Source organism: Nocardia sp. alder85J (assembly GCF_020176955.2).
GTDB lineage: Bacteria > Actinomycetota > Actinomycetes > Mycobacteriales > Mycobacteriaceae > Nocardia.
In genome coordinates, this window is record NZ_JAIUCZ020000004.1 from 44,908 (window position 1) to 57,577 (window position 12,670).

Below are 12,670 nucleotides of genomic sequence, written 5' to 3' on the forward strand. Positions count from 1 at the left end.
GTGCGGGACCGTCCTCGGCGCGATATCCTCGGACATGCCCGAATTCGAACAATCGGCCCTCCGGCTCGACGGAATTGCGTGGGTTGTACGGAACGGCAGACTTCCGGACGAGGAAAAGTGAGCCCCACTCGTGAAAGGACATCACCGTTGCTGACCAAGTCACGCCGGGCCAGTGTCGCCGGTATCCGCAGCATCCGGGTCGGCGGCCTGATCCTCACCTATCTCGTCGACGGCCGGACCTCGCTGCCCGCGCGCCACTGGCTGCCGGGTACCACCGCCGAATTCTGGGACGACTACGCGCACGACCGGTATCTCGACGATTGCCGCGCGCTGCCCGCCGGTGTCGGCGCGCTGCTGATCGAAGACGATGCCACCGGCGAGGCGATGTTGATCGACGCCGGCGTCGGCCCCGTGTCCATCGAGACACCGTCGGGCCTGATCGCCGGGGGTGCGCTGCTGGACAGTCTGCGCGGTGTCGACCGATCCGGCAGTGGCGGAACCGATCTGCTGTCGCGGATCACCACCGTCGCGCTCACCCATCTGCATCTCGATCAGATCGGCTGGCTGTGCCGCGCCGTGCCCGGAACCGATCGGCGGCCTTTCGCGCACGCCGCGGTGGTGGTCGGCCGGGAGGAGTGGGCGCATCGGCACCTGCTCGCGGTGGACGGCGTCGGCCCCGACCTGCTGGCGGCGTTCGAGCCGCAGGTTCGCCTCGCCGACCCCGGACAGGACATCGGCCTGGGTGTGACGGTGGTCCCACTGCCCGGTCACACGCCCGGCCACACCGGCTATCGGATCACCTCCCAGGGAGCCACTCTCGTGGTTCTCGGCGACGCGCTGCACACCGCGTTGCAGGTCGCCGATCCACAGCTGTCCTCGGTCGCCGATATGGACCCGCGACAGGCCGCCGACGTCCGCGGCTCCCTCGTCCGTATGCTCGCCGACGACGAGATCCCCGCATTCGGTATGCACTTCGCGGACGAGCAGTTCGGTCTCTGCGCCCGCGACAGCGCCGGTGTCATCCAGTGGCGGCCGATGCCCACCTAGCCCGCGCCGCTCACACGCGCCAGAAAACCAGCTGCTGCCAGTCCGGCCTGCGCGGCGGGAAGAACGATCGCCAGCTCCCGAAATAGAAGTCGGCCGTCTCGCCGGTACCTGGATTGCGCAGGGTGAAGATCTCCGGCACCACCTCGTCGATCGGCGTCCGCTTCGTGGAGAGCCTCTTGTATTCCGGGGCCTGACTGACCGCCCCGATGAGCGCTCGCCGCCGGTCCTCCCCGACCAATTCGATGGACAGATGTTCGAGCGCCAGCAGCAGCAGATAGGCGAACGGCTCCCACCCCTGCGGCCCGAAGACGTCCTTGGCGCGCCGGTCCAGCATCATCCACACGATCAGATTCCGGTACTCGCCGACACCCTGAAGCCATTCCCGGCCTTGTTCGTTGCAATATCCCAGATCGAACGACCCCTGCGCGATCACCATCGCCGGACCCGGCTGCCGGTCGCAGAAGGCGATCTCGCGGGCGGTCGGCGGCGGCAGATCGTCCATCAGCCGCGCTCGCCCGGTGAGCACTTCGATCACGTGGTCGAGCATGGGTTCGACGATGACCGGTTCCGCTGTGTTGAAGTATTTCCACAGCATCTCGATCTTCACGCCGCGATCCCCGCGCTCCAGGGCCTCGACGGATTTGTCACTGTTCCCCAGCAGCGCCGCCAATTGCGCCCGCGTCAGCCCCGCCCGCTCCCGCAGATGCCGCATGACCCGCGCCAGCCGATACCGACTCTCGAGCTCCAGACTCTTCTCCGGCGCCCGCTTCCCACCGTGACCCGCGTCGTCCTGTGGTGGCGTCATGGCACGTGCTACTCCTCCTGGCGGCTCCGGGAAACGCTACCCGGCCGGCCAGGAACGCCCGACACACCAGAATGCCAGCTGAACTGCGAAGAGTCCAGCCGGTGGCAGCGTCACCACGACGATGCCGGCGCGCTCCCAGGGCCGCGCGCGCGAAATACCGACGCTGCCCGTCGGCATATCGCCGCATCGTCTCGTGCGCCGGATCCGGTTGCGTACCATCGCGTTCGGCCGTCCGAGCGGCTGTCACCTCGAACGGGACATCGAGGAATACCGATGTATCCCGGATCTCCCGGGAGAGCGCTGATATCACCCGCCCGCGTAACGCGTCGATCGCATGGAGTCGATGCAGTCGGGTGCAGGGAGGTGCGCGGTATGGACACAGGTGACCGATGTCCCAGCCGTGACGGTCCCGTTGACTACCGACCACTGGCCGGGCCCGTCGAACAACCTCATTGCGCTCGTAGTCAGCGAGGGCTTGCACCAGCCGGCTGCCGGAGATCGCGGGCTCTACGGTGTGCCGGCTCGTCGTGCCGTGACGAACAGGCCCGCGCGGATCGGGAGCATCGCCTGTTCCGCGAGAGGGCGACCGTACCGCCTGGCTACATCGTCCGCGCGCTCGCTGGTGACCGTCCACCCGTGCTCGGCCAACCAGGTGCCGACGGGAAAGTTCTCCTCGTCCGGCCACAGCCGCGTGATATCGAGGTTCATTCGCTCGGCCATGCGGGCCTGCTGCTCCCGCAATCGCGGATCGCGGCGCAGACCGGCCAGATCGTCGATGTGTTCCAGCTCGACGCTGCTGCCCGTGACGGTGAGTTCGTTCACCGCGGACAGCAGTCGTCGCTTCGCCGCGTTCGGCAGGAAAGGCAGCAGCCCCTCGGCCAGCCAGGCCGAGGGCCGGGACGGATCGAAACCCGCCTGCTGTAGCGGCTGGGTCCACTCTTCCCGCAAATCCACCGCGACCACTTGCCGCCGTGCGCGCGCCTGCGCACCCTGCTCGGTGAGCACGCGGTCCTTGAAGTCCAGGACCTTCGGTGCGTCCAGCTCGTAGACCGTGGTTCCCTCCGGCCAGCCCATCCGGAACGCGCGGGTGTCCAACCCCGCGGCGAGCAGCACCACCTGGGGCACCCCGGCCGTGGCCGCTGTCGCCAGGTACTCGTCGAAATACCGCGACCGCACCCCCATGTACCGGGCCATCGCCGTCCACGGAATGTCCGGGTCGTCCCCGGCCGCCTCCAGCCGGGTCGGCAAGGCGATCGGCGGTGCGGCCGCCCGCACGAAGGCCTCCGCGTACGGGTCCGAGACCAGGCCGCCGTCGCGGTGGGTCTCCATGGCCCGGCCCGCGGCCACGGCGAGTGCCGTCAACCCGACGTCGGTGACGATGTCCCAGTTGGCCGACGCTCCTGCTACAGGCACGCTTCGTCTGGTCATGTCTACGCAACCTACCCGACCGCCGGACAGTGCAGATAACATCCAGCAACCGAATTGGGTGTGGTGCCGACGGATGAATCACGTCCCCACCGCGAGCCCGTGCTGTTATCCTCGAACGTAGCGCATGATCACGGTGCGCATCCCTATTCTTACTGTCCTTGACCCCGGCAGTCGAACGCTACCCGCGACGACAGAGGGTGTCATCATCAGCGACAGTTCGAGTCTCATTTCGTTGCCATCGTCGCGGTATTCGTCCGCGCTCCTCCGAGGTTCCCGCCGCAAGGACGCGGTGGAGCACCCTCTCGGTGCGGAGAATCGGAGCTACCGCTGCCCGATACGCACGGCACGGATCCGACCTCGGTCGTCGCAGTATCCGACAGTCGCGGTGAATCCGCCCCGGCCGGCCGTAACCGCCACCGCAATCGTTGCCTCTGACCCCTCACAACACCGGGAAGGCCGGTCGATGAATCCGACTGTCCATTTCACCCTGCCTCGAATCACTCCACCGCGGTCGACGCGCATACGCCGGCGGCGCCGCGACGACGACAACTACGACCGCATCCCACCTCTTCTCGCCGAACTCGCCGGCCTCGCCCTCCATGACCCTCGGCGAGATCGCCTGCGCAAGAAGGCGATCGGACTGGGGCTACCGCTGGCCGAGCACATCGCGCGCAGGTTCACCGGTCGCGGAGAAGCCTTCGACGACCTGCTACAGGTCGCACGACTCGGCCTGGTGCAAGCGGTCGACCGATTCGAACCCGGCCACGGTACGCCGTTCATCGCCTTCGCGGTACCGACCATCATGGGCGAGGTCCGCCGCCACTTCCGCGACCACACCTGGGGGGTGCGCGTCCCGCGGCGAACCAAGGACATCCATCAACTGCTCGGCCCGACCACCGAACGCCTGACCCACCGGCTCGGGCGATCTCCCAGAGCCCGTGAGATCGCCGAAGAACTCGATGTCGAAACCGCCGAGGTCACCCTGGCGCTGATCGCTCAGAACGCCTACCGGGCGGATCCGATCGAAGCGGCCACCGACGACGAGGACGGCGTGGCGCCGACTGTGATCCCGGGCGTACTCGCCGTGGACGAGCCGGGTTACCGCTTGGTGGAGGACTACCTCGCGGTGCGGCCGTTGATCGCCGCATTGCCGGCACGGGATCAGCGCGTGCTGGTGCTGCGTTTCTTCGAATTCCGGACCCAGGTGCAGATCGCCGAAGCCCTCGGCATCTCCCAGATGCAGGTCTCGCGCATCCTGGCCGGAACTCTGAACACCCTGCGCGAGCAGGCATTACGGCCCTAATGGGCATCATCCGGCGGGGTGCTGCTGCGGTGCACCATCCGGTGCGGAGGTACGTAGCAGGGCAGTGGTGTCGAAGGAGCCCTCGACGATCGCGCGGGCCAGTACCGCGAGGCGAGTGCTGGTGCTGCGGGCGTATGCGCGAAGCGTCGCGAACGCCTGTGCCGTGTCGAGGCCGCTTCGTTCGGCGAGAACACCTTTGGCCTGTTCGATGATGATGCGGTTGTTGAGCGCGGTCTGTAGTTGCTCGTTGACGATCGCCTGCCGTGCGACCACGCGCTGATGCAGGATCCCGATCGTGGCCACATCCGCCAGCGCCTGCCCGACGGACACGTCCGCGGGCCGCAGCGCACCCGGCTGTTCGCAGAACAGGTTCAGCGCGCCGATCCGCTGTTCGCGCAACCGCAGCGGCACCGCGTAGACCGCACGGAACCCCTCGGCGAGCATTCGGTGGCCGAACACCGGCCATCGCGAAGCCTGCTCGGTCAGGTCGTCGACGACGATCCGGGTACCGGTGCGGTACGCGTCCAGACACGGTCCGGCATCGGCTTGTAGCTGGAACAGCTCCATCAGGCGGGTCTGTTCGCTGCTGGCGGCCAGCACGCGCAGGCTGGTGCTGTCACTGAGCAGCAGCCCGGCCGCGCTCGCGCTCAGTAGTTCCACGCAGTCGTCGACCAACTGCTGGCACAGATCCATCGTGTCGTAGTCCGCGACCAGGGTGTCGATCAGTCGGACGAACGCCCGGGTGAGTGGGCCTTCCCGAGCAACCATGATGTTCTCCTTCCTCGTTTTCCCGTTTCCGATGTCGTGCCACGACAGCCGGGGCCGATGCGCGACCGTATCTTCGGCGACATCGTTACGCGAAGCTTTCACCACCGCCACTCCCGCCGAGACCGAATCGGTGCGCGCCGACCTCCGACACGCTGCCGGGACTCGCGGCTCTCGCCGAATTCGACGGCGGCTCGGCCGATCTCGCGGAGGGTCGTATTTCGGCGCCCGCGCAGCCGGAGGCGTGCGGTGCGTGCGGTGGCTCGTGCTGCCGTTCCAGGAGTCGTCCGGTAAGGTGAGGGCCGTTGCTCCAGACCTCGGCGACGCATCAGCGTTCGGCTTCCGGTGGAAGAGGTTGGGGTATGCGTTTTCATTCGAAGGCATTCCAGTCGCAGGCCCGGCTGCGGGAGGCGGTCGCCGAAATTCGGCAGCGAGCCGAACGCATCACGGAAATCCGTGGCCGGACCGAAGAACTGGTCACGACGATCCTGGTGCAAACCTCGGGTTTCGAGCTGGATCAAATCCTCTGTGTGATCGCCCATACCGCCGCCGAGCTCGTGGGTGCCCGCAACGCCGGACTGGGAGTGTATCGACACGACTACCAGCTCATCGCATCTCGCTATCACGATGTGCGTTACGAGGGCGCCCGCGAGATCGGGCGGGTGACGATCCATCCGATCCCCGACCTTCACCCGCGACCGGGTTCGATCCGTCGGCAGCCCGAATCCGTCCCTGTCACGACCTCGGCCGTTCGTCATCCGGCCCGAGCGGACGGAACCGTTCTCGAGGTGGCGATCCGAGTCCACGACCAGGTATTCGGCAGCCTCTGTCTCGCGGACAAAGCAGACGGCAGGCCATTCGGCGGCGACGACGAGATGCTCATCCTCACCCTGGCCACAGCGGCCGGCATCGCGATCGATAATGCGCGCAAAGTCGAACAACACCGGCTACGTCAGGCATGGACCGAGGCTGCCCGTGCCATCGGCGCCGAATTGCGGGCGGGCATCGACACCACTACGGCATTGCGGTTGATCGCGGACACGGCCACGAGCCTGACTGCCGTCGGGCATTGTCTGCTGGTGGTCCCCGGTGAGTCCGGGACAGCGACGCCGGAGGTCGCCGAATTGGTGATCGTCGATTCGGCCGGGTCCCGTCGCAGCGGTGCCGAGGAGGTTCTCGCCGTCGTGGATGCCACTGTCAGAGCGGTGTTCAGAGCGGGTTCGCCACTGCGCTCGGCCGCACCCGAGATCGACCACACGGCCGGGTCCGGTGCGCCGATCGGCCCGGTGATGATGCTGCCGCTACCCGGGACCGATTCTCCTGCCGCCGTGCTGATCAGTATTCGACCGGTCGGGGCTCCCGCTTTTCCGGACGAGCAGTTCGAGGCGATGTCGGTGTTCACCGATCAGGTCGCGGAGGGGCTGCGGTCGGCCGGTGCGCGCCGGCAGCTGGAGCTGGATGAGCGTGCCGAGCGCGACCGCGTTGCCCGCGTGATCTCGCAACCGCCGCGGGAAATCGACGACGTCGGGGCGGCTACCCGCTGAGACCCGGGGGGTCCGCTTGGGGCGCGTGCAGGAAGTCGGCCGTGTCGACCGTGCCGTCCACGATGGCACGAGCTGCCTCGGCCAGACGGGTGTTGGTGTTGCGGGCATACGCACGGAGCATCACGAAGGCCTGGTCCATGTCCAGACCGCCGCGTTCGGCGAGAACACCTTTGGCCTGCTCGAGGATGATGCGACTGTTGAGCGCGCTCTGTAATTGCTCGTTGATGATCTCGTGCCGGGCAACCACACGTTGATGCAGGATCCCGATCGTCGCCACATCGGCCAGCGCCTGCCCGACAGCCACGTCCTCGGGCGACAGCGCACCGACCTGGGTACTGAACAGGTTCAGCGCGCCGATTCGCTGTTCTCGCAGCCGCAGTGGCACCGCGTAGACGGCGCGGAATCCCTCGGCGAGCATCCGGTCGCCGAATACCGGCCATTGCGCCGCTCGGGCAGCGGTCAGCTCACCGACGATGACCTGGCTGCCGGTGCGATAGGCGTCCAGGCACGGCCCGGCATCGGCCTGCAGCTGGAACAACTCCATCAGTCGAGTCTGTTCACTGGTGGAGGCCAGCACCCGCAGACTGTCGTGATGATCGCCCAGCAACAGTCCCGCCGCGGTGGCGTTCAGCAGCTCGACGCAATCGTCGACGAGTTGCTGGCACAACTCGATCGCGTCGTAGTCGGCGACCAGTGTGTCGACCAACCGAACGAACGCCCGCGTGAGCGGACCTTCCCGAGCGTCCATGGTGTCCGTTTTCCCTTCGTTCCTGTTCTCGGTCCTCGGCATGGGGCGTCAACGTGTGTCGTGTCCGTCCGATGTCAGTCGCAGCCGCCGCGCGACGACATCGGCGGCGACTTCGCCGAGAAGCAGGCCGTGGGCGAACGCGTGCCCTTGTAGCCGTACATAGGCTTCCCGGGCGGGCACCCCGAGCTGCGCCACCACCATTCCGGTGGCTTGATGGATGGTTTGCGCGTCCGGCGACAGTTCCCACCCCGGATCCCCGTCTCGGCCGGCATCGTTCAACAAGGTCATGGTAACCAGATGGGCCACCAGGGTCATCGACGTCATGTCCTGGCTCGACAGTACTTGCGGTGCTTCGCGATACAGATCCAGCACCCCCAGCCGGATGGCCCCGATCTGCAGTGGGAACGCGAACACCGCGCTCGGGGCGTCGTGATCGAGGGTATCGAGCAGCGCCGGCCAGCGCGCGAATCCGGTCGCGGTGAGATCCGGGACCAGAACCGGTGCGCCGCCGGTGATCGCGTCGATGGCGGGACCGTCGCCGACAGTGGCCTGGATCGCCTCGATTCTGGCCGCGACCTCGTCGCTGGCGCACAACAACTCCCACCCGTCGGCGCTGTGCACCACGATAGCCGCACGTGCCACCGGCAGTACCGACACACACGCACGGCACAACCCGGCCGGTGTCGTCTCTCCCGCCGATTCCGCCAGCACGGCCAGGAACTCGGCGACAAGGGGATGCGGGGGCGTCACCGCACCTGACCGCCACCAGGCTCACGGAGTGTCTCGACCATCGGCCAACGCCCCTTCCGGCGGCAATCGCATATCCACTTCCGGTACGCATCCCGAGCTTCAGCAGGCAATCCGAGTCGCCGCGCCGGAGGCGACGCGGGCCTACGGTGACGCCTGCGACACTACCGAAGAACTGCTCGAAGGTTCCGGTCCGGCGACGGGGATGCCCGCGGTGCGGCCGGGTGCTCGCGGCTATCCAGCTCGCAGCGACCGTGACGTACGGGCACGGCCGAGCGATGTCGAACGAAACCGCAAGGGGGGCAACGGGACAGCTGCGGTCGTGCCCGCTCCGGGCACGACCGCAGCTGTCGCAGTGTGAGGACGTTCCGCTACTTCCGGAACGCGTCCTTCACCTTTTCGCCGGCATCCTTCAGGTTGGACTTCGCCTGGTCGGCCTTGCCTTCGTTTTCGGTGGACTTGTCATCGGTGGCCCGGCCGACCGCCTCTTTCGCCTTGCCGGCCATCTCGTCGACCTTGTTTCCCGCTTTGTCGGCTGCACTCATGGGTCGTCCTCCAATTCGGAGACTCCGCCGAGGCGGCGAAGCTCCACCACTGACGCTACACCGAATATTGAATGTAGACCTACAGTGTTGACATAAGGGTGCGATGCGACGTCCGGGTCCGGTGGCGATGCTCGACCGCGTGCGATCACCATTGCCGACCGCCGGCCCGACGCCCGGAACCATCGCCGGACAACGCCGGAAACGCCGGCGAGACAGACCCGTTCGCTGTGCGCGGTGGGCTCCTCTCCGGTGGTCGTGGTCGATGCGCTGCCGATCGATAGGTGGGCGAGTAAGCTGTGTTCGTCGCTCCAGATCCCGGTGACGCCGTGCAGCATTCCAGCCACTGGCGAGAGGGTTCTGGTCATGACCTTTCAATCGAGGGCAGCTAAATCGCAGGTACGACTGCAGGAGTTGCTCGGCGAAGTTCAGTCCCGGCTCGAGGGCATCGTCGAATCCCGCAGTCGGAGCGAGGAACTGGTCACGACCATCTTGATCCGGACTGCCGGACTCGACCTGGATCGGACGCTGTGCGTGGTCGCGCATGCCGCCGCCGAGATGGTGGATGCCCTTGACGTCGGTATGCGGGTCTACGACGACCAACTCGAGGCATCGTCCTGCCGGGATGCGCGATATGAGGACGTCTGCGATGGCGTCCGAGTGGAGATCCGCTCGGTCCCCGGCGGTTACCCGGGACCGAGTCCGGTCGATGATCGGCCCGGCCCGGTCCGGGCGAACATGTCGATCGTTCGCCTCGGGCCGGTCGACAGGTCCGTTCTCGAGGTTCCGATCCGGGTGCGGAATCAGGTTTTCGGCAACCTGTCGCTGACCGGGAAGGCCGGGGGCGGACAGTTCGGCGACGGCGACGAGGCGGTCATCGTGGTACTGGCCATCGCGGCGGGCTTCGCGATCGACAACGCCCTGCGGGCCGAACAGGCGCGCATGCGCCGGGCGTGGACGGCCGCGGCCGGCGACATCGCGACCGAACTGCTGGCCGATATCGACATCGGCGTGGCATTGCGGCTGATCGCCGACACGGCGACCAGCCTGAGTGACCCCGGCCACTGTCTGCTGATCGTCCCGCGCGATCCCGGGACGTCGATGCCCGCGGTGGCGGAACTGGCCGTCGTCGACTCGATCGGATCTCGCCGTGACGACCTGGACGAGGCGCTGGCGCTGCTGGATGCAGCGGTCAGGACGGTGTTCCTCGAGCGGGCCCCACTGCGGTTGGCGGCGCGGGACATCGAGAAGGCAAGCGGGCCGGCATTATTCGGCTCGGTAGTGGCGCTGCCACTGCGCGGGATCGACAGCCCGCTGGGTGTGCTGGTCGCTGTCCGGCCGGTGGGGACGCCCCGGTTTTCCGACGAGCAATTCGACCTGATGACCGTATTCGCCGATCGGGTCGCGGCGGCGTTGCGGTCGGTGCGGGCGCGCAGGCAATGGGAACTCGACGAGCTCGCCGAGCGTGAGCGCCTCGCCGATGAACTTCACGATCAGATGATGCAGCGCTTGTTCGCGGTGCGTGAGTTCCTGCGCGACGCGCTGCCGGCCACCGCGGCGCCCGAGGCGCTGCGTCTGGGCGGGGCGATCGACGAACTGGAACACGTGGTGCAGTGGGCCTGGACCGCGATGGTCGACGGCCCGCCGATCGACGTCGCGGCCGCCCGGCTCGACCGTGCGCCCGCCGCCGGGATCGCCGCGGCGGCGCGGGTCGGCGGGACGCGCACACCGTCGCCACTCGTGAGGGCGCCGATCGTGACGTCGGCACCGGTCGAGCACCGTGCCGCCGGCCTCGGCGCCGATGCCTCGGCCGCCGGCTAGGAAGACGATGTATGTCTACGTTGTAGACATACATCGTTGATGCTCCTACACTCGGAGGTAACGCAAGCGACTGGAGTTGTCATGATCGTCCTCATCGGGCTGATCGTCTTGGTCATAGGTGCCACCGGGCTGGGTCTGTTGCTGGTAGCGCAGCGCGGCACCGCCCGTCGTGGCACCACCGCACGCCGGGCACTCGAACAGTCCCCGTGGGACGCGACCGTATCGGCCCGGGATTGCGATGAACATGCCGGCGGCTCGCGTCATGTCCGCACGACGCCGAGTCGGCGGGACCACCTCGAGCGCTGGACGGCTGCGGCACCGGAGAAGGAGGCTACGAAATGAGCACGGGACCGGCGGTCGTGCACCGCGCAGTCGGGGCAGTGACCGGAAAACTCTTCGGCACGAAGGCGGGCGGGAGTGCTCGCTTGCCCACTCAGGCTCGTCTCGATCGGGCGGCGGCCGATATCCGGCGGGCGCAACGCCGAGCGACCGATGCGGTCGAGAGGCTTGCGCACGTGATGCGCGAGTCCCCGCCGCCCGTCGAGAACCTATCCAGCACAACGAATTCGAGGACAGAGTCGTGCAAGCACTCATCGTGACCGTCGTGGTCGTCGCCGTCGTCGCGCTGATCCTGCTGGCCCTGTCGATCAAGGTCGTCACGCAGTACGAGAGGGGGGTGCTGTTCCGCTTGGGGCGGGTGGTCGCGGTGAAGGAACCCGGGTTGCGGTTCATCGTTCCCGTCATCGACCGGCTGTCGAGAGTGTCGCTGCGGATCATCACGATGCCGATCCAGTCGCAGGGCATCATCACCCGGGACAACGTCAGCGTCGATATTTCCGCGGTCTCCTATTTCCGGGTCATCGATGCCGTGAAATCGGTGGTGGCGATTCAGGACGTCTACTCCGCCATCAATCAGATCGCGCAGACGACCCTGCGCAAGGTTGTCGGACGCCACACCCTGGACGAAGCGTTGTCGGACACCGACGACCTCAATGCCGGCATCCGGGAGATTCTCGACACCACCACGCTCGAATGGGGCATCGAGGTGACCCTGGTCGAATTGAAGGATATTCAGCTGCCCGACAGCATGAAACGAGCGATGGCCCGGCAGGCCGAGGCCGAACGGGAGAAGCGAGCCAAAATCATTGCCGCCGAGGGCGAATCGCTTGCCGCCGCCGCGCTCGGGGACGCGTCCGACACCATGATGGCGCATCCGCTGGCGTTGCAGTTGCGCAACTTGCAGACCTTGATCGAGCTCGGCGTCGACAAGAACACCACCGTCGTGTTCCCCGCACCGCTGATGAGCGCGATCGGCGAACTCGGCGCCTTCCTCGCCCGCGAATCCGCGGCCGCCACCACGTTCGCCCCGGTATCCCAACCCGGATCCACCCTCGATCCCGTCGACTCCGAGGCGGTGCCGAATTGACTTCCTTGCCCATCGCCATGCTCGAATTCGATTGTCCGGCATGCGACCACACTCGTGCGGCGCACGGGCACATCGGATTCCGGTACTGTGCCGCGACCATGAGCCGCGGATTGCTGCGCGAATGCGCCTGTGCCCGTGACACCGCCGACCAGATCACCTACTACCGCCGATAGGAACCACAATGACCATCGAAACACCGTACGAACGTCGAGTCGGACGTGTCCGGGACGCCGTGCGCGCACATTCCGAACTCGACGACCGCTCGGCATCCGAACTCGCCGTCCACGTGCTGCACGCCCTCGACACCATCCCGGAGAAGATACGCTGACCTGTGATGTAGCAGTCACGAATCGCCTGCCGCACCCTGCGCGGCCCTCGGGATTCCGACACCGGAGCCGGTCCCACTCCCTTGGCCGGCCGAGCCGATCCCCCTGGGGACGGACGGTCGGCGTGAACCGGCTGCCGACGGCCGGCGCATCGGCCCTCGATCCGGG

The 12,670-nt window shown here is 67.1% G+C and carries 14 protein-coding genes; 8 read left to right on the top strand and 6 right to left on the bottom strand.

Features of this window, described 5'->3' with window-relative positions; genetic code table 11:
* Positions 1–147: 147 nt before the first annotated feature.
* A complete protein-coding gene (locus tag LBW94_RS16160) occupies positions 148–1,047 on the top strand; it encodes an MBL fold metallo-hydrolase (RefSeq protein ID WP_225059441.1) in 900 nt (299 codons plus the stop codon).
* A gap of 10 nt (positions 1,048–1,057) precedes the next feature.
* Here the strand turns inward: LBW94_RS16160 and LBW94_RS16165 are convergent, their stop codons facing one another.
* Both LBW94_RS16165 and LBW94_RS16170 read right to left on the bottom strand, forming a co-directional pair.
* A complete protein-coding gene (locus LBW94_RS16165; protein WP_225059442.1) occupies positions 1,058–1,852 on the bottom strand; it encodes a helix-turn-helix domain-containing protein in 795 nt (264 codons plus the stop codon).
* Positions 1,853–2,359: 507 nt separating this feature from the next.
* Positions 2,360–3,280 (bottom strand): SAM-dependent methyltransferase, encoded by a 921-nt coding sequence (locus tag LBW94_RS16170; RefSeq protein ID WP_225059443.1) that lies wholly within the window; start codon positions 3,278–3,280, stop codon positions 2,360–2,362.
* 463 nt (positions 3,281–3,743) lie between these two features.
* Between LBW94_RS16170 and LBW94_RS16175 the strand changes: the two genes are divergently transcribed.
* A complete protein-coding gene (locus LBW94_RS16175) occupies positions 3,744–4,583 on the top strand; it encodes a SigB/SigF/SigG family RNA polymerase sigma factor (RefSeq protein ID WP_225059444.1) in 840 nt (279 codons plus the stop codon).
* A gap of 6 nt (positions 4,584–4,589) precedes the next feature.
* Here LBW94_RS16175 and LBW94_RS16180 read toward each other — a convergent pair whose 3' ends face one another.
* Positions 4,590–5,351 carry a GAF and ANTAR domain-containing protein gene (locus LBW94_RS16180; protein ID WP_225059445.1) on the bottom strand — a complete coding sequence of 254 codons (762 nt, stop codon included), beginning with the start codon at positions 5,349–5,351 and terminating at the stop codon, positions 4,590–4,592.
* A 359-nt stretch (positions 5,352–5,710) separates the two neighbouring features.
* Here LBW94_RS16180 and LBW94_RS16185 point away from each other — a divergent pair, with 359 nt between their 5' ends.
* Positions 5,711–6,892: a GAF domain-containing protein gene (locus LBW94_RS16185; RefSeq protein WP_225059446.1), complete on the top strand. Its 1,182-nt coding sequence runs from the start codon at positions 5,711–5,713 to the stop codon at positions 6,890–6,892.
* Here LBW94_RS16185 and LBW94_RS16190 read toward each other — a convergent pair.
* The 3 genes from LBW94_RS16190 to LBW94_RS16200 form a co-directional block, all read right to left on the bottom strand.
* Positions 6,882–7,640 carry a GAF and ANTAR domain-containing protein gene (locus LBW94_RS16190; RefSeq protein WP_225059447.1) on the bottom strand — a complete coding sequence of 253 codons (759 nt, stop codon included), beginning with the start codon at positions 7,638–7,640 and terminating at the stop codon, positions 6,882–6,884. The genes LBW94_RS16185 and LBW94_RS16190 overlap by 11 nt on opposite strands.
* 48 nt (positions 7,641–7,688) lie before the next feature.
* A complete protein-coding gene (locus LBW94_RS16195; RefSeq protein ID WP_225059448.1) occupies positions 7,689–8,390 on the bottom strand; it encodes a GAF and ANTAR domain-containing protein in 702 nt (233 codons plus the stop codon).
* Between the two features lie 368 nt (positions 8,391–8,758).
* Positions 8,759–8,932: a CsbD family protein gene (locus LBW94_RS16200; protein WP_225059449.1), complete on the bottom strand. Its 174-nt coding sequence runs from the start codon at positions 8,930–8,932 to the stop codon at positions 8,759–8,761.
* A gap of 363 nt (positions 8,933–9,295) precedes the next feature.
* Between LBW94_RS16200 and LBW94_RS16205 the strand changes: the two genes are divergently transcribed.
* The 5 genes from LBW94_RS16205 (at position 9,296) to LBW94_RS16225 (ending at position 12,504) form a co-directional block, all read left to right on the top strand.
* Positions 9,296–10,750 carry a GAF domain-containing protein gene (locus LBW94_RS16205; RefSeq protein ID WP_225059450.1) on the top strand — a complete coding sequence of 485 codons (1,455 nt, stop codon included), beginning with the start codon at positions 9,296–9,298 and terminating at the stop codon, positions 10,748–10,750.
* Positions 10,751–10,831: 81 nt separating this feature from the next.
* Positions 10,832–11,092 carry a hypothetical protein gene (locus LBW94_RS16210; RefSeq protein WP_225059451.1) on the top strand — a complete coding sequence of 87 codons (261 nt, stop codon included), beginning with the start codon at positions 10,832–10,834 and terminating at the stop codon, positions 11,090–11,092.
* A gap of 238 nt (positions 11,093–11,330) precedes the next feature.
* Positions 11,331–12,176 (top strand): slipin family protein, encoded by an 846-nt coding sequence (locus tag LBW94_RS16215; protein ID WP_225059452.1) that lies wholly within the window; start codon positions 11,331–11,333, stop codon positions 12,174–12,176.
* Complete coding sequence (locus LBW94_RS16220; protein ID WP_266271278.1) at positions 12,173–12,349, top strand: RGCVC family protein; 177 nt, start codon at positions 12,173–12,175, stop codon at positions 12,347–12,349. The genes LBW94_RS16215 and LBW94_RS16220 overlap by 4 nt, the downstream gene beginning before the upstream one ends.
* An 8-nt stretch (positions 12,350–12,357) precedes the next feature.
* Positions 12,358–12,504, top strand: a complete 147-nt coding sequence (locus tag LBW94_RS16225) for a DUF6307 family protein (protein WP_019926126.1) — start codon at positions 12,358–12,360, stop codon at positions 12,502–12,504.
* The last annotated feature ends 166 nt before the right edge of the window (positions 12,505–12,670 follow it).

Excerpts from the sequence above, each read along its gene's own strand:
- LBW94_RS16225 (WP_019926126.1), top strand. The coding sequence starts at position 12,358 with ATGACCATCGAAACACCGTACGAACGTCGAGTCGGACGTGTCCGGGAC.
- LBW94_RS16180 (WP_225059445.1), bottom strand. The coding sequence starts at position 5,351 with ATGGTTGCTCGGGAAGGCCCACTCACCCGGGCGTTCGTCCGACTGATC.
- LBW94_RS16205 (WP_225059450.1), top strand. The coding sequence starts at position 9,296 with ATGACCTTTCAATCGAGGGCAGCTAAATCGCAGGTACGACTGCAGGAG.
- LBW94_RS16165 (WP_225059442.1), bottom strand. The coding sequence starts at position 1,852 with ATGACGCCACCACAGGACGACGCGGGTCACGGTGGGAAGCGGGCGCCG.
- LBW94_RS16185 (WP_225059446.1), top strand. The coding sequence starts at position 5,711 with ATGCGTTTTCATTCGAAGGCATTCCAGTCGCAGGCCCGGCTGCGGGAG.
- LBW94_RS16190 (WP_225059447.1), bottom strand. The coding sequence starts at position 7,640 with ATGGACGCTCGGGAAGGTCCGCTCACGCGGGCGTTCGTTCGGTTGGTC.
- LBW94_RS16170 (WP_225059443.1), bottom strand. The coding sequence starts at position 3,280 with ATGACCAGACGAAGCGTGCCTGTAGCAGGAGCGTCGGCCAACTGGGAC.
- LBW94_RS16200 (WP_225059449.1), bottom strand. The coding sequence starts at position 8,932 with ATGAGTGCAGCCGACAAAGCGGGAAACAAGGTCGACGAGATGGCCGGC.
- LBW94_RS16175 (WP_225059444.1), top strand. The coding sequence starts at position 3,744 with ATGAATCCGACTGTCCATTTCACCCTGCCTCGAATCACTCCACCGCGG.
- LBW94_RS16210 (WP_225059451.1), top strand. The coding sequence starts at position 10,832 with ATGATCGTCCTCATCGGGCTGATCGTCTTGGTCATAGGTGCCACCGGG.